The sequence below is a fragment of the Chitinophaga sancti genome, assembly GCF_034424315.1.
In the GTDB taxonomy this organism is placed as follows: domain Bacteria; phylum Bacteroidota; class Bacteroidia; order Chitinophagales; family Chitinophagaceae; genus Chitinophaga; species Chitinophaga sancti.
The window spans coordinates 5,795,821-5,812,591 of sequence record NZ_CP139972.1; the positions used below are offsets into that span (position 1 = coordinate 5,795,821).

Annotated in this window: 13 protein-coding genes; 6 read left to right on the top strand and 7 right to left on the bottom strand. The window is 46.5% G+C overall.

The annotated features are described in order from the left end of the window. Positions 1-238: 238 nt before the first annotated feature. Both thiL and U0033_RS22680 read right to left on the bottom strand, forming a co-directional pair. The gene (gene thiL, locus U0033_RS22675) at positions 239-1,273 is read right to left on the bottom strand and encodes a thiamine-phosphate kinase (RefSeq protein ID WP_072362861.1); all 1,035 of its coding nucleotides are present in this window, start codon (positions 1,271-1,273) and stop codon (positions 239-241) included. 8 nt (positions 1,274-1,281) lie between these two features. Then, entirely contained in the window at positions 1,282-2,055 is a 774-nt protein-coding gene (locus tag U0033_RS22680; protein ID WP_072362862.1) for an inositol monophosphatase family protein, read from the bottom strand. 193 nt (positions 2,056-2,248) lie between these two features. Between U0033_RS22680 and U0033_RS22685 the strand changes: the two genes are divergently transcribed. Beyond that, positions 2,249-3,787, top strand: coding sequence for a GH3 family domain-containing protein (locus tag U0033_RS22685; RefSeq protein WP_072362863.1), 1,539 nt, complete (start codon positions 2,249-2,251; stop codon positions 3,785-3,787). Between the two features lie 93 nt (positions 3,788-3,880). After that, positions 3,881-4,531, top strand: a complete 651-nt coding sequence (locus U0033_RS22690; protein WP_072362864.1) for a LysE family translocator — start codon at positions 3,881-3,883, stop codon at positions 4,529-4,531. Between the two features lie 139 nt (positions 4,532-4,670). Here the strand turns inward: U0033_RS22690 and U0033_RS22695 are convergent, their stop codons facing one another. The 5 genes from U0033_RS22695 to U0033_RS22715 all read right to left on the bottom strand — a co-directional run bounded on the left by U0033_RS22695 (position 4,671) and on the right by U0033_RS22715 (position 12,897). Then, positions 4,671-5,705 carry a 2-oxoacid:ferredoxin oxidoreductase subunit beta gene (locus U0033_RS22695; protein WP_072362865.1) on the bottom strand — a complete coding sequence of 345 codons (1,035 nt, stop codon included), beginning with the start codon at positions 5,703-5,705 and terminating at the stop codon, positions 4,671-4,673. Positions 5,706-5,811: 106 nt separating this feature from the next. After that, positions 5,812-6,162 (bottom strand): carboxymuconolactone decarboxylase family protein, encoded by a 351-nt coding sequence (locus tag U0033_RS22700; RefSeq protein ID WP_072362961.1) that lies wholly within the window; start codon positions 6,160-6,162, stop codon positions 5,812-5,814. 466 nt (positions 6,163-6,628) lie between these two features. Beyond that, positions 6,629-9,073, bottom strand: a complete 2,445-nt coding sequence (locus tag U0033_RS22705; RefSeq protein WP_143150786.1) for a TonB-dependent receptor — start codon at positions 9,071-9,073, stop codon at positions 6,629-6,631. Positions 9,074-9,188: 115 nt separating this feature from the next. After that, the gene (locus tag U0033_RS22710) at positions 9,189-10,997 is read right to left on the bottom strand and encodes an N-acetylmuramoyl-L-alanine amidase family protein (protein ID WP_072362866.1); all 1,809 of its coding nucleotides are present in this window, start codon (positions 10,995-10,997) and stop codon (positions 9,189-9,191) included. Between the two features lie 109 nt (positions 10,998-11,106). Continuing rightward, complete coding sequence (locus U0033_RS22715) at positions 11,107-12,897, bottom strand: acyl-CoA dehydrogenase family protein (protein WP_072362867.1); 1,791 nt, start codon at positions 12,895-12,897, stop codon at positions 11,107-11,109. A gap of 279 nt (positions 12,898-13,176) precedes the next feature. Here U0033_RS22715 and U0033_RS22720 point away from each other — a divergent pair, with 279 nt between their 5' ends. The 4 genes from U0033_RS22720 to U0033_RS22735 are packed head-to-tail and all read left to right on the top strand — an operon-like array spanning position 13,177 to position 16,692. Continuing rightward, complete coding sequence (locus tag U0033_RS22720) at positions 13,177-13,977, top strand: alpha/beta fold hydrolase (RefSeq protein WP_072362868.1); 801 nt, start codon at positions 13,177-13,179, stop codon at positions 13,975-13,977. 8 nt (positions 13,978-13,985) lie between these two features. Next, positions 13,986-15,128, top strand: a complete 1,143-nt coding sequence (locus tag U0033_RS22725; RefSeq protein WP_072362869.1) for a glycosyltransferase — start codon at positions 13,986-13,988, stop codon at positions 15,126-15,128. A gap of 3 nt (positions 15,129-15,131) precedes the next feature. Next, positions 15,132-16,211: an ABC transporter permease gene (locus U0033_RS22730; protein WP_072362870.1), complete on the top strand. Its 1,080-nt coding sequence runs from the start codon at positions 15,132-15,134 to the stop codon at positions 16,209-16,211. Between the two features lie 58 nt (positions 16,212-16,269). Then, positions 16,270-16,692, top strand: coding sequence for a hypothetical protein (locus tag U0033_RS22735; protein ID WP_072362871.1), 423 nt, complete (start codon positions 16,270-16,272; stop codon positions 16,690-16,692). Positions 16,693-16,771: the final 79 nt, after the last annotated feature.

Consider the following 16,771-nt stretch of genomic DNA (forward strand, 5'->3'; position numbering starts at 1 on the left):
TTTTACAGTGAGGCAAATGTCCACTGAAAAACAAGAGTTTACATTACGCAAAGCGGAAAACTAATGATCGAAAACGGAAATTTTTGTTAATAAAACATTCAGGAAAGACAATGGGAATGAAAACCATTTTCGGGGAGGGGCTGACTAAAAAGTAAAATGAAGGCACTGAGAATTGCGTAAAAGCCATTTCGTCTCCATCACGGACACCCCTTTTTTAATCAGCCCCGAACTCAATATTTTATTGCTGGAATGCATTCCAGCCCTGCGCTACTAATTTGAATTTATTACCACCTTTTGTATGGATATGGGCACCTTCACTGATGTCTGCCATATACCCGATCACACTGATCTCTTCTGATATTACAATTTTATCGTAGTCTTCCTGCTTCATGGTAAACAGCAGTTCATAGTCTTCACCACCACTCAGTGCACACGCGGTAGGATCCATACCGAACTTCAGGGCCATTTCCTTACTCTCCTGTGCAATCGGTATTTTCTCTTCATACAGTACTACGCCCAGGTTAGATTGCTTGGCGATATGCAGTATTTCAGAGCTCAGGCCATCACTCACATCCATCATAGCCGTTGGCCTGATGTCGTTCTTTTCCAGCCACTCAATGATATCTCTTCTTGGTTCTGGTTTCAGCTGTCTGCCTATGATATAGGTCTGTTCTTCCAGGTCAGGCTGCAGCTGCGGACTCTCCAGGTAGATCTTTTTCTCTCTTTCCAGCAGGGTCAGTCCTAAGAATGCGGCACCCAGGTCGCCGGATACGCAGAGCAGGTCGCCTTTTTGGGCAGTAGAGCGCTTCACGAACTGGTCAGGTGCTACCTCACCCAGTGCTGTTACGCTGATCACAAACCCTTTCTGAGAACTGGAAGTATCACCCCCGATCAGGTCTACCCCATATTTCTCACAGGCAGCATATACGCCTTCGTAGAACTCGTTCAGTGCTTCCACCGAAAAGCGGTTATTGAACGCAATGCTCACCGTAATATGTGTAGGTGTAGCGTTCATGGCATATATGTCGGAGAGGTTCACGGCCACCGATTTATACCCCAGGTGCTTGAGGGGGGTATACATCAGGTCAAAGTGAATACCTTCCACCAGCATGTCAGTAGACACGACTGTCTGACGGCCAAAGTGGTCGATCACGGCAGCATCGTCACCCACACCTAAAATGGTGCTCGACTGCTGGATTTCAATATTCTTGGTGAGAAACTCAATCAGGCCAAATTCGCCTAACGAGTTGATCTCGGTTCTTTCTTCACTCATTATGTTGCTCAGTATTTTCCATTAACGACGTCTACCAGCTGCGCATGAATATGGCCATTGGTGGCTATCAGCGTACGCTGGTAAGGAGAGTATCTGTTGCCTTTGAAGTCAGTGACTTTACCACCTGCTTCTTCCACGATGAGGAAGCCGGCAGCAGCATCCCAGGCATTCAGTGTATGTTCATAATAACCATCAAAACGGCCATCGGCTACCCAGCAGAGATCTATGGCTGCTGAGCCAAGACGGCGTACAGCCTGTCCTCTCTTCACAAAGTACGCAAAGATGTCCACCGGATCATTCTCGCCACCTTCCCACTGGTAAGGAAAACCCGTTGCCATGCAGGCGCTACCCAGATCTGTCTTGGCAGATACGTGAATAGACTTGTCGTTCTTTGTAGCACCTTTCCCTTTTTCTGCAAAGAAAAACTCGTTCAGGAAAGGGTTGTACACAGCACCCAATACCATTTCTCCATCTACTTCCACACCGATGCTTACGCAGCAGATAGGAATACCATGGGCAAAGTTCACCGTACCATCCAGGGGGTCAATGATCCATTTGGTATTAGAGGTAGTTACCAGTTCGCCCGACTCCTCACTGAGAATGAAATGGTCAGGGTAGGTATCCTGGATCACCTTAAAGATGGCAGATTCTGCCCCTTTATCGGCTTCCGTTACCAGGTCATTGATGGTACTTTTGCTGCTGATCTGAAAAGCCCCGTTGAAATAATGCTGTAAAACTTGTCCGCCAGCCTGTGTTGCCTTGAGAAGGGTTTCTTTTAACATGAAGCAAAGGTACGTTTCAATTTTTTTACCTGCCATATCGTTTTTAGTAATATGTTTGTATTGGATTGCCAATTGGGGACAATAACAGGAAGTAGAATGTTCAGGCTGCTAACGGCCGGTCTGATAAAAATTGAGTCTCCACCTAATCCGAAATTCGCCGTATTTTTGCAGTTTATAAAGAAGAAGGTAATTAATGGCCATTTTAGGTAATCTTATATCCAGGTCACTGCGCATCAGGAAGAAGTTCACATTCAAGTTAGGTACGCCACGTCAGTATCAGTTACAGGTATTGTACAGGCTCCTTACCAAAGCTAAGGATACGCAGTTCGGTCAGCATTACAACTTCCAGGACATACTGAATAGCCCGAATATCATCGCTAATTATCGTTCCACTGTACCCGTGCATAACTATAATAAGATGCACGCGGAATGGTGGCATAAGTGCCTGGAAGGTCAGGCTAATGTAAGCTGGCCTGAAAAAATTAAATACTTCGCCCTCAGTTCGGGAACCTCCGAATCTGCGAGCAAGCATATACCTGTTACCCGCGATATGCTGCGTAACGTAAAGAAGGTGGGGGTTAAGCAGCTGTACTCGATGGCTAACTTCGACATTCCTCCTAAATCATTCTCCAAGGGGATCCTGATGCTGGGTGGTACCACCGCCCTGTATGAAAAAGGGGATTACTACGAAGGGGATATGAGCGGTATCCAGGCAAAAAACATCCCCCGCTGGTTCAGACGTTTCTACAAACCGGGCGGTAATATTTCCAAAAAGCCAAACTGGGAACAACGTATCAAACTCATCGTGCGCAAAGCGCCACAATGGGATGTAGGTACGGTATGCGGTGTGCCTGCCTGGGTGCAGATTGTACTGGCAGAGATCATCAAATATCACGGGGTGAAAAACATCCATGAGATCTGGCCAAACCTGGCTGTATATATCCATGGAGGCGTTTCCTTCGAGCCCTACCGCGACAGTTTCCAGAAACTGCTGGGCAAACCGATCAATTTCATTGAAACATATATGGCTTCGGAAGGCTCCTTTGGCTTCCAGGCACGTCCGGGTGTAAGGGGCATTAAACTGGTCCTGAATACCGGCATCTTCTACGAATTCATTCCATTTACAGAAGAGAACTTTACCAGCGATGGCGAGGTGAAACCAAACCCTAAGTCTTACATGATCCACGAAGTAGTGGAAGATGTGGAATACGCGGTGATGTTATCTACCTGTGCCGGCGCATGGCGCTACCTGATCGGTGACGTGGTGAAATTCACTTCCGTAAAAGAACATGAGATCGTTATTGTAGGTCGTACCAAACAGTTCCTGAGCCTTTGTGGCGAACATATGAGCATCGATAACATGAACAATGCAGTCGATGCTGTACAGAAGAAACTGGGTATTACCATCAGTGAATTTACCGTAGCAGGCTTCCCTCATAATGGCCTGTTTGCACACCGCTGGTTTATTGGTACTGATGATGGGAATGTAGATTGCGACCGTGTACGTGAAATCATTGACCAGACCCTGTGTGAGGTAAATGACGACTATGCTGTAGAACGTACCTCAGCACTGAAGGAACTCTTTGTTGAGGTCCTGCCAAAAGATGCGTTCATCGACTACCTGCGCGTAAAGGGCAAGGAAGGCGCTATGAACAAGTTCCCCCGCGTTATGAAAGGAGAGAAACTGAAGGATTGGGAGAACTTCCTGGCATCTAAGCTAAAGTCAGTGTAAGAACTTTAACGAATTAAAAAAGTAAAAAGAGGGGTAACTTCATCCACATTGGGGAGTCTACCCCTCATTTTTAGATAGGGAATCTTGTAGCGCATGACATCTGCTTTCTTATCGGCGGTCTTCTCCGGAGTGGCTCTAGGACTGGTTTTATCGGTATCTGTCGGCCCCGTCATCTTTGCGATTATAAAATATAGTGTGAATAACGGCTTCAAAGCCGGTATTAGCTTCGCGCTGGGTGTATCATTCAGCGACATTATGTATGTATTGTTGGGCAACCTGGCCACCGCATTCATATCGGACCTGAAAGAGTATAATAAGCCGATAGGGATCGTAGGCGGGTGTTTACTGATTGGTATGGGCCTGTACGGCTTGCTGTTCAAGAAGGTAAAGATCAGTACCGGCGATGAAAAGCCGGAGATGTTCAGAACACATGATTACCTGAAGATCTGGCTGGCCGGCTTCCTGATGAATACCCTGAACCCCGGTGTGATCCTTTTCTGGCTGGGGATCTGCGTATCGAACAGCCCGCATTCTACCGGGCACAAGATTATCACCTATGGCGTGTGTTTGATCTGGGTATTGTCTACAGATATATTAAAGGTATTTGTAGCAGATAAGATCAGGCATAAGCTGACCCTGACAAATGTGAAGTGGCTGAATAAGATAGCAGGAGGAAGTATGATCGTGTTTGGAGTGTTGTTGTTGTATCAAATGGTATTTAGTATAGGCACATTAGGCCATTAACATAACCATGTATTGCGCCCGCCGCAGGCAGAGCTGCAAAAAATGCGCTTCTACCAAAGGTGGAAGCGCATTTTTCATATAACTAAAAAAGCATCCCCTTACGGAAGATGCTTTCTATTTATTGGTGGATTTAAAGCTCCTATTTAATAGTCCAGGTTTCCTTACCAGCCAGCAGTTTATCCAGGTCACCAGGACCTCTTTTGCTAAACGCATCTTCAACCTGGAAATTCAGTTGCTCCTCATACGTAGGACGGAATCCCTGGTAAAACACCCCAAACGGACGTGGGAAGTGTCCTTCAATACGGGGATCGTCGAACATACGGGTCAATATCTGTGCTTTATAGAAATCATGTTCATCATGGATCCACAGGTCTTCCGCACTATATTCAGCACCCAGTTCCACTACCACAGGTTTCAACCCATCCAGGCGGATACCTTTGTTTTTCTGTGCACCAAATACCAGTGGCTGGCCCTGCTCTAAGAAAATAGCCTGCTCAGCTTTGCTGGATTTCTCCGTAAACACTTCAAAAGCGCCATCATTAAAGATGTTACAGTTCTGGTAGATCTCCAGGAAAGAAGCGCCTTTATGCGCATGGCTGCGTTTCAGCATTTCCTGCAGGTGTTTAGGATCACGGTCCATACTTCTGGCAATGAAAGTGGCATCAGCACCCAGGGCAAGGGCCATCGGGTTAAACGGATGGTCAATACTGCCGTAAGGAGTGGATTTCGTTACCTTGTTAGACTCAGAAGTAGGGGAGTACTGTCCTTTGGTCAGACCATAGATCTGGTTGTTGAACAGCATTACATTTACATCAAAGTTACGGCGCAGCAGGTGAATGGTATGGTTACCACCGATAGACAGGCCATCGCCGTCACCAGTTACAATCCACACACTCAGCTCAGGACGCACGGCTTTCAGACCGGATGCGATGGCAGTAGCACGACCATGGATGGAGTGCATGCCGTAGGTATTCATATAGTAAGGAAAGCGGGATGAACAGCCAATACCGGAAACGATCACGATGTTCTCCTTCGGTATACCCAGCCCGGGCATAATAGTCTGCACCTGTTTCAATATAGAATAATCTCCGCAACCCGGGCACCAGCGTACTTCCTGGTCCGTTGCAAAATCCTTCGCCGTTAACGCCTGCGGAGCTATAGTTGCTGTTGACATTGTTGTATTGTTAATAGAAAAAGTTATAATTGGTTGGCAAAGTTACGAATTGTAACCCGATAGGGATTACGCAATCCGGAATAACTATATAGGGAACTGACCACAATCAGCTTTCCTGTGCCAATAACGCTTCCCAGTATTCAGCCGCCCTTCTTGTATGTGGTATTACGATCGTACCCCCAACTATATTAGCTACTGCAAAAATTTCGTACATCTCTTCGGTAGTCACGCCCTGTTCATGGCACTTGCCCAGGTGGTATTTGATGCAGTCGTCGCAACGCAATACCATAGATGAAACCAATCCCAGCATTTCTTTCACTTTCGTACTAAGGGCACCTTCCATGTACGTGTTGGTGTCCAGGTTGAATAACCGGTTGATCACTTTGTTCTGTTTGCCCAGAATGACCTCATTCATCTTTTCCCGGTACTCGTTAAATGCTTTTATCTCGTCTGCCATTTTATTGTATTTGCCCACTAAAGCTATGAAACGATTCCCAAATATAAATCAATCTACTTAACGAGTAGACTACTGCTTTGGCAGGTCAAAATGTGGTTTTATTAAATAGTTGATTTTTAATTAATTATAGGATTTGATATAACTCCGGGTTATAGCTCATAACAATTAGTAATCATAAAGGAGGATGTAAAAGCCTGCCGCAGGCCCAGACCAGCCGTCCTCCAAAATCACCCTGCCGAAGGCGGCAGTGATTTTAGGTCACCTGCCGGGTAGTAAGGTGCGTCTGGACTGGGCATTGAGCTATTGTTTGACTTGCAGCAGGAATAGACTTATATAGAAAAAGGGGCTGCATCATAAGCACGATACAGCCCCTTTCTATTCGGGATTCCTGATGGAATCGTATAGTCTTTTAAACGATTCTCAAGAGGTGTTTTTATTTGTGATACAACCCTTTTTATAATTTGTATTAAAACTTGAATGCAACTGTACCGGTGAAGCTTCTCGTCTTCTGAGGATTCATAGAAGAATAACCTACCCAATAGTGTTTATTAGTCAGGTTATCCACCTTGGCAGCAAACCTGAACTTAGATGTTTCGTACGATAAAGTAGCATTCAGGATTGCATAAGAAGGCAGGATGAATACACCCTGGCTGATACTGTTTACAATCTTTATTTCGCTTGCGTAGTTAGCACCGGCACCAACGCTTAAACCTTTCAGTTTACCATTTGATAAGCGGTAGCTCAACCACAAATTAGCAGTAGTTGGAGCACCCGCAGTAGACGGACGACGGCCATCCACATCTGGAAGACCGGTCACATCGACATTGATATATTTGGATTCGTTATATCCATATCCTGCCACCACGCTGAAGCCCTGGAATGGATTTGCTATCACACTTACTTCTACACCTTTACTTTTTTGTGAACCATTCTGGAGGTAGTAATTAGGGTGCGCATTATCTGCACGGAGAACATTGTCTACCAGGATATCGTAATAGCTGACAGTACCTGTCAGTCTACCTTCAAACATATCCATTTTTACACCACCTTCCCACTGATTAGCCTGTTCTGGTTTGGATGTTTTGCTGACACCCTCACTCACGTAAATAGGTGAATTTGTATTCGTGAACCCATTCTGGTAGTTACCGAATAAGGACAGACGATCTTTAATCACCTGGTAAACGATACCGAATTTAGGAGACAATGCTACCTGGTGATATGCACCAGTGAGCGTAGCCTGTGTTTCGCTGTAGTTTCCTTTGAAATCAAAGTAGTCTATACGTAACCCGGCCTGAACTGACAGTTGATCTGTAATGTTGAACACATCAGATGCATAGGCACTGTAGTTATATCTTTTGTAGATATAAGGATACCTGACAAGACTACCTGCTGCCTGGTAAACAGAACTCATGTTTGCAGCATTGAAATCGCTGTAGTTTGATATCACACCATGAGTAGATACGGTGTCATAATTTTTGCTGATGAAGATCTGGTTAGAGTTGAGCGTGAAGAAGTCAATTCCACCTACAAAACGGTTTCTGAATTTTCCAATCCTGAAATCACCAATGAAGTTTTGTTGAATCTCTGTTGTATTTGCCTTACTATTCCTGGTAGACTGGTCTTCGCGGGAAATACGATCGTTTGATACCAGGTAGAAGTAAGGACCGAAACCATTGGAATAACTATTGGTCATAGATACGACTGTTTGAGAATTCCACTGATCAGAGATCTTATAGTTCATCGTACCAAAGAAGTTTGAATTACGGCTGGTAGATGTCAGATCTTCGTTCGCAAAAGTGCGGTTGTAATCAATGTTCAGCTTATCAGCTCTCTGTGCACTCAGTTCGGAAACATTATGACCCCATGGGAAGAAGAAGAATGTATTTCCATTACCTTCCCCGCTAAAGAATTCAGCTTCCAGTAAAATATTTAACCTGTCATTGATCTTGTAAGAAAGGCTGGGGGCAAATGCAAATGTTTTATTATGACCATTGTCCATCCAGCTACCTTGTGAGGTATAAGCTGTATTTAAACGGAGCAGCACATCTTTTGCTGAATCCAGTGGTGTATTTATATCAGCCATGATCCTGTTGTAAGCATAGCTTCCGCCTGCAATTGCCACCTCGCCACCAAAGTGATCATAAGGCTTCTTGGTAACACGGTTAATCAGACCACCATAAGAAGTTAACTGATTGCCAAACAATGTAGCATTTGGCCCTTTGATGACTTCGATGTTTTCGATATTAGCAGCATCTATTACAGAAGAGACGTTACCCGCTACTCCATTACGGAACTGGCTTTGAACAATAAAACCACGTGAGTTATAATAAGCACCACCGTCACCACTTCGGTTAGTTGCTTCCCACATCTTAGTGATACCAGGTGCATTTCTCATCGCATCATCTACCGTATATACCTGTTGCTGTGCCAGCAGATCTTTAGTGATCACTGAATACACAGTAGGGTTTTCAACGTTAGCCAAAGGCAATTTAGATACATAATTACTGGAGCGTTTTACCAACTTAGTCTGGTTCCCTGTAATCACTATCTCAGAAAGCTGTTTACTGGATACTTCCAACTGGAACTTCACAGTCGCCATCTTACCCGCTTCAACCGTCACATCCTCTGTCTTATTCGCATATCCTGTAAAAGAAATCGCCACCTGGTAACTTCCCGCAGGCAGATTCTTAAACACAAAGGTACCAGCACCATCAGAAACCGTCATAAAACTGGTTCCCTGCAGTATCACAGACACATCCGCGGCTGGCTTGCCGTCAGATGTCACAATCTTACCCTTAATTCCACCATTGTTGTCTTCTAAAGTAGTCGCAGTAGCATAGAAGAAGGAAACAATCATGCTCAGAACAAGCATGAAGGACTTTGTAGCACGTCCTTTGTAAATCCTTATCATAAATCTTATGTTGTTTTTTGCGCAGCAAAATTGCAGCTGAAAAAACTGCTATTCATGTCGATTCCGGAAAATCGTTTACGCAAAAAGGAAAATTTATGACGAAACCTGTCTTTTTTTACTGATCCCCTCCCGGTCCCTCCTCATTTCCACCAGCTTCTTCCGCCTGGGCACCAGGCTTCCTCGTCACTTTATCCTGCTCCGCCTCCCGCAGAAAATCCCTGATCCCCGCCATGATCCTATCCACCATTTTCTGCCTGTACGTCTCATCCAACACATTCATCTCATCCTCCGGGTTACTCAAAAACAAAGTCTCTATCAGCGCATCCGGAAACTCCGTCGGATTATTCAGTATGAAATTAAAATCCCCGTTATTCCCAAAATCAGACAAGCCCAATCCCAGCAACTGCGCATGTATCGCCCTGTTAAATGGCTCACAGAACACATGCTTATAATAATTGGCCGTACCATGCACATCCACCGGGTTCACAGATGAATTCAGGTGAATACTTATGAGTAGATCAGGGTTCATTTGCCTGTAATACGATAACCTGTCTTCATTTGGTACATACTGATCCGTAGTGCGGGTGGTGAGTACTTTCGCTCCTTCCTTCTCCAGCGCATTCTTCAGCAACATAGTGATCATCAGCGTTAGCTGCTTCTCGTAATACCCTGCCGCCCCTAATGCACCTACATTCGAACCGCCATGCCCCGCATCCAGACCAAAAGTCAGGTTTTTCAACTGGAAACTGGCGGGAATATGCTTCACCGCTATCACCAGGCGTGTACTGTCATAATGTACCTTATAACCCCAAGGTTGTTTGTGCTTCAGGGAAATGTTCACCCTGAGTACATCAGCGCCCATCTGCTCCCATTTAATCCCCTGCACTTCCTGCATTGAATCCGCAACCGGGGTAAAATCCGGCTCCAGGTTTGCCCCATGAATATCCAGGGTGATCTTTCCCGGATCTACCTGCTGGGTGCTGAGGTAGGGAAGCCGCTCAGATAATTGTACCGCTATGTAATCGTACCTGGCATCACTCCATGTACGGGTAGCCTCTACGATATTGAGGGGGGTAGGCTCACGCAGGCTAACGGTATCCAGGAGTAGCTCCGGGATAAAAGCCGTCTGCTGGTTACTGAGTTTTACTTTGTAATAATTGCCCTGTTTACCGCTGATGCGGAGTAATACGTCCTGGTCCAGGTAACCGATCTTGATAGGCCCCAGGCGATCGCCTTCAGGCGCTATCGTGAGATAGGTGTTCCTGTCAATCGTTCTGCCAGCCAGCAGTTGATTGCGCTGATAAGTGAGCTTATTGGTGCTTTGCAGTACGGCCGTGTTACCATCCTTATTCTTCAGGAATACAGCCACCTTATTATCCAGCAGGGAATCAGCTTCCTGTATTACATAAGACCCCTCATAATATCCTGCCGCACCATATTTGGAAGAAGGTAGTTCATGCAAGGGCGTTTCATGCATCCAGTAAGCCTTACAGCCCGGATAGCCCTTTATCCTCACGCGGATGGTATCACCCGGAGAGAGCGTGCTGTTTCCTTTGGGAAATACCTTTACATCATCTATTCTGAATACACTGGTTGCTCTAACCGGCGGCAGTGTTGTATAGTAGTAATTGTAAGTGCGCGATACCTTCTTGCCGGTGGTATCCGTAGTTGTTAGTGTAAAGGAGGTCTTCCCCGGTTTGATAATGCGTTTTAAGGCAAATACGCCCGTAGGATATACGTGGATGGTATCATCATTCAGCGTTACTTTACAAGCTACACAGGTGCGACCCGACATATATTGCTTCGAACTACTGGTATTGATCTCCGTTCTTACCGGCTGTACCATTTTAAGGAAGGCTTGCTCCTGCGCTTTTACTCCAGTAAAGGCTATCTGTATCAGTATGATTAATGCTGCTATTCTCATGATTGTCCGGTCGCAAATAAACAAAAAAAATGCCATCCGGCTCTTCGCGGGATGGCATATAGTTGAATTCGAAAGAGATTAAATCATAATTGAAAAACTTATAGAGCCTTTACAAGCTGTATTTATTATCCGCCAGCAGTTTATCTGCAATCCTTCTCCGCGTGTCTTTCGTGTTCACAGGCGCCGCTTTTGTAAAGCGTTTTATACCCAGCAGCATCATACGTTGTTCATCACCTTCTGCAAATGAGTTGATGGCATCTTTCGCATACTTGTTAATACGGTCTGCTGCATCATACAGGTATGTTTTCACAATATCTGCCTGCAATGCATTGGATGCCTCTCCTTCTATTTCTACCCGCTTGAGCAGCCGCAACAGCGCGCTTTCAGCAAGGAAGGTTTCTATTGCCATATCCGCAATATTCATGAGTATTTCCTGCTCGCTTTCCAGTTTCGCCATCAGCTTCTGAGCAGCAGCACCGGCTACCAGTAGGATGGCCTTTTTCAGGTTCACGATCTGCTTTTTCTCAGCACTGAAAGGCGTTTCATCATCACTGCCAAAATCAGGAATGCTCATCAGCTCTTTCATCACATTCATAGCAGGATTCATCAGGTCCAGCCTGCCCTTCATGGCACGTTTCAGTGTCATATCCAGCGTGAGCAGGCGGTTGATCTCGTTTGTGCCTTCAAAGATGCGGTTGATGCGGCTATCGCGGTATGCTTTGGAGATCACATACTCATCGCTGAAACCGTTTCCTCCGTGGACCTGCACACCCTCATCCACTACATAGTCCAGCGCCTCGGAACCACCTACTTTCAGGATGGCGCATTCTACTGCATATTCTTCCGCAGCACCCAGCAGGGCCTCATTAAAAGGTTTGCCGGCTGCCAGCAGTTCTTTTTCCTTTTCGTCTATGAGCTGTGCGGTACGATACAGGGCCGATTCATTCACCCAGATCCGGATGGCCATTTCGGCTAACTTATGCTTGATAGCACCGAAGTTGCCAATAGCTTGTTTGAATTGCTCGCGGGTGTTGGCGTATTCGATCGTGATGCTTGCTGTCTTCTTGGATCCACCCAATGCGGCAGCACACAATTTGAGACGACCAATATTCAGAATATTGAAGGCAATGAGATGGCCTTTGCCAATCTCGCCCAGTACATTTTCCACGGGTACCTGTGCATCCTGGAAGTAGATCTGGCGGGTAGAAGATCCCTTGATACCCATCTTATGCTCTTCAGCACCCAGTGTGAATCCCGGTGTGTCTTTATCAACAATAAAGGCCGTGAATTTATCGCCGTCTATTTTGGCAAATACGGTAAATACATCTGCAAAACCGGAATTGGTGATCCAGCATTTCTGGCCGTTCAGCAGATAGTGTTTACCATCGGCAGAGAGTTTGGCGGTGGTCTTGGCACTGAGTGCATCCGAACCGGAATTGGGTTCAGTCAGGGCATAAGCTCCTTTCATCTGGCCGCTGCCCAGGAAGGGGATGTACTTCTGCTTCTGGGCTTCCGTACCAAAGTACAGGATAGGAAGGGAGCCGATACCTGTATGGGCTGCCATGGCCACAGAGAAAGAGTGACCTGCACCCAGGGCTTCATTGATAAGCGTAGCAGTAATGAAGTCCTTGCCTAAGCCCCCGTATTCTTCAGGAAAGGCAGCACCCAGCAAGCCCTGCTCGCCTGCTTTTTCCAGTAAGGAAGGCATGAGCCCTTCTTCCAGTTTATCGATACGGTCCAGAACAGGTGTGACTTCTTTTGCCACAAACTGCTCGGCCATCTCTTTGATCATTCTTTGTTCTTCGTTGAAATCTTCGGGAGTAAACACTTCATGTACGGGGCTTTCTTTGATCAGGAACTCAGCGCCCTTCAACGTGGACTTATCAACAGTTGCTTCCATTGTGCTAAAGTTTTATCAGTTAATTTGAGTTACTATTCAAGTTACTTTTTTTAGCTCATATAGCAATTTTAAATCGCGAAAAGCTAATGCGGGTATTTAATATTATAGCGGCACTTCTACGGCCAATGAGCTGCGCTGAAAGGTCTGCAGGTAATGCCCTGCTAATGTGAACTTTAACAGGCAATGGGGAGCCCTTCAAAATGTTCGAAAGTATCCATGGCCAGCCAAAATGCCCCAGCTATAAAAAATCGTTAAAATTGAAAAGGGTACATTTGCGCCATGCAGTCATTTTATCTTCCATATGAAAACAGCCGCATCCATGGAGCCATCGCCGGCAAAGGCGAAGATCTCCTCATATGCCTGCACGGTTTTGGCGAAAGTACACTGCCTTTTTCCCGGCTGGTACCCACCCTTGGAAAAATCTTCACCATCGTAGCCATCGACCTGCCGCTCCACGGAAAAACCGAATGGAAGGAAAACCGCCGTTTCGAAAGAGAAGACCTCCATGCTATCATTATCCTGCTCCTGGAAACGCAGAAGAAATCCGTTTTTTCCCTCTTAGGTTACAGCATGGGAGGCCGTGTAGCCCTTTGCCTCACCGAAATGATGGGCTCACAAATGCGGGAACTGATCCTCCTGGCGGCCGATGGTCTCAGGGATAATCCCTGGCACCAGTTCGTGACCCAGACCAGCATCGGCCACCGCCTTTTTAAGCACATCACTTACCACCCGAAATTTTATTTCTGGCTCCTCAATACCGGCAACAAGCTGAAACTCATCAACAACAGCCTGCACCGCTTTGCAAACAACAGCATGAATACCCTGCAAAAACGGGAACTGGTCCTTAACGTATGGACCATCATGGCACATATGATGCCCAACCGCCAGCTGATCAAACAACAACTGGCACAATACCGCATCCATACCCTGCTGATCTTCGGGAAATATGACAGGGTCATTCCATCGTCGTTGGGTATACGCTTTATGGATGGTACCTTTCCCGCCGAAATGATGGTACTGGACAAAGGCCATCAGCTACTCACGGAAGACCTGGGTGAAATAATATTAGATAAGATATAAATTAGCGTATGTATTTTTTTCTGACTGTCTTATTCCTGCTGGGAGGATTGTACGGCATACTGATGATAAGATATGGACATGGCTGGAAGGCATTAGCTCCCTATATACCCACTCAACCCATTAGTGGCCTCACCAAAGTGACCGTCATTATTCCTGCCCGCGATGAAGAAGATAACCTGCCTCCCTTGCTGGCAGCACTCCATGCCCAGGATTACCCGGCACAGCTCTTTGAAGTGATTGTCATCGACGATTTTTCAACCGACCGTACACCCGATGTGGTAAAGGACTTCCCGGCAGCGAATATCAAACTGCTGCAACTGAGCCAGCACCTGAGCGCTACCGAAAGACTGAATTCCTATAAAAAGAAAGCCATCGAGCTGGCAATAGAACAGGCTACAGGTGACCTGATCATGACTACAGATGCAGATTGCGTAATGGGGCCTTTATGGATCAGCACCATGGTACGATTCTATGAGCAATACCAGCCTAAATTTATCGCTGCCCCGGTGAGCTTCTATAAAGAAAATAACTTCTTCAAGATCCTGCAGTCACTGGACTTCCTGACCATGCAGGGCATCACAGGTGCCCTTGCGCAGTTGAAAGACGGTACGATGTGTAATGGCGCCAACCTGGCTTATGAAAGAAAGGTGTTCTATGAAGTAGATGCATTTAAAGGGATTGACAATATCGCCTCCGGTGATGATATGTTGCTGATGTTCAAAGTGTTTAAAGCATACCCGGATGGGGTGAAATATTTAAAGAGCCAGGATGCCATCGTGGAAACCCTGCCTGTAGATACATTCAGGGCCTTCATGAACCAGCGGATCCGCTGGTCATCAAAAGCAGATAAGTATGACGATAAGCGACTGACCTGGGTATTGGCACTGGTATACTTCTGGAATGTGGTATTGCTGTTTGGTGGCGTGTTTTGCATTTTTGCACCCGGTGCCCTGCCTTATTTCCTGGTAGCGATGGTATACAAGGTGGTGCTGGAGTTTTACTTCCTGATTCCCGTATCCCGGTTCTTCGGGAAAAAGGGAATGCTCAGCTGGTTTATCCCCGGACAGTTATTCCATATTCCATATATTGTAGTGGCGGGATGGCTGGGCAAGTTTGGTTCTTACCAGTGGAAAGGCCGAAAAGTAAAATAAACTATGGCGGAACTCGATATACGTTCATCTTTCCGGCAGCAGGCCTGGGCCAGGCTCCGACGCAATAGGGGGGCAGTGGCAGGTATGCTGCTGATCGCTATCGCTGTCGTAGTCAGCATCGTTGCCTATTGGGTCTCGCCCGATGGTACGCCTATGGCGAACCGGATGATCGTAGAAATAGGAGGAAAGCATCCTGGGTTCAGCATTGATCTGCTGGCACTGCCCCGCCAACAAGCCCCTGAAAAGGTGGGCTTCCTGAAAAGGCTGCTGGATGGCCAGGAGGAAGCGGTGACCTGGGTGCCCCTCAGTAGTTACCAGGCTGCAGGAGACAGCATGATTGTACACCACTTTATAGATGAAGAAACCTCCCTGCGGGAAAGTTACCCGGCAGGGGGTACATATATAAAGCACTATAAAGCCTGGCTGGGTACCGATAAGTTTGGGCGGGATATCCTCAGCCGGCTGCTGGTAGGAACCAGGGTCAGTTTAAGTGTCGGGTTTATTGCCGTACTCATTTCTCTTACCATCGGCATTTTCCTGGGTGCTATAGCGGGGTATTTCCGCGGCCTGACGGATGAGGTGGTGATGTGGCTGGTGAACGTGATCTGGTCTGTGCCTACATTATTGCTGGTATTTGCCATTACGCTGGCACTGGGCAAGGGTTTCTGGCAGGTTTTCATTGCTGTGGGCCTGACCATGTGGGTGAATGTAGCCCGTATTATCAGGGGCCAGGTGCTGTCACTGAGAGAGCTGACATTTATAGAGGCGACCCGTGCCCTGGGTTTTGGACATGCCCGTACAATCATTAAACATATCTTACCCAATATCTTAGGCCCTGTGATGGTGGTTGCTGCCGGCAATTTTGCCACGGCGATCGTGGTAGAGGCAGGGCTGAGCTTCCTGGGAGTGGGGGTACAGCCACCGCAACCTTCCTGGGGACTGATGATCAAAGAAAACTACAATTTTATCATTACCCACAACCCTTTGCTGGCGTTGGCGCCGGGAGTGGCAATTATGCTTATGGTGCTGGCATTTAACCTGTTGGGAAACGGACTAAGAGATGCCATGGATGTGCGGCAATAGGCGCTTGTTTCGCATTATAAAAACAATTAATTTTAACCAGATTTTGAAACACCTTTTTATGCCTTTGAAATTATATCTGTTACCTATTCTGACCCTGTTCATAATGACCTTTTCCTCCTGCAGCAAGAAAGACAGCGGATCTGCTGTAAAGCCAACTGAGGAAGGTCTGAAAGTATCACTTACAAATGTAACTGAGGCTTCCTATACCGCAGCCGCAGGTTCAACCTACACTTTCCAGGCAGCCGTGACCTCTAAACTACCTTCCAGCGGAGTAAATATTACAGTGAAAGCTGTAACAGACCCAGGTGGCGTGAATATTCCACAGAATGCAGTGGCACCAAGTACCAGCGGCGCTATCGCAATCACCCTGATCGGGCTGGAGCCATTGCGCACCGTACTGGTGACCGTGGTAATCACTTCTACCAGCAATCCTGATAATACCATCACCAAGACCTTCTGGATTACCAATAAGGCCGAATAATACCCTTTACAAGGCTATTGAAACCATAGTGAGGCTTCAGTGAAGCTTCGCTTTGTGTTTTACATTATAACGGTACCAA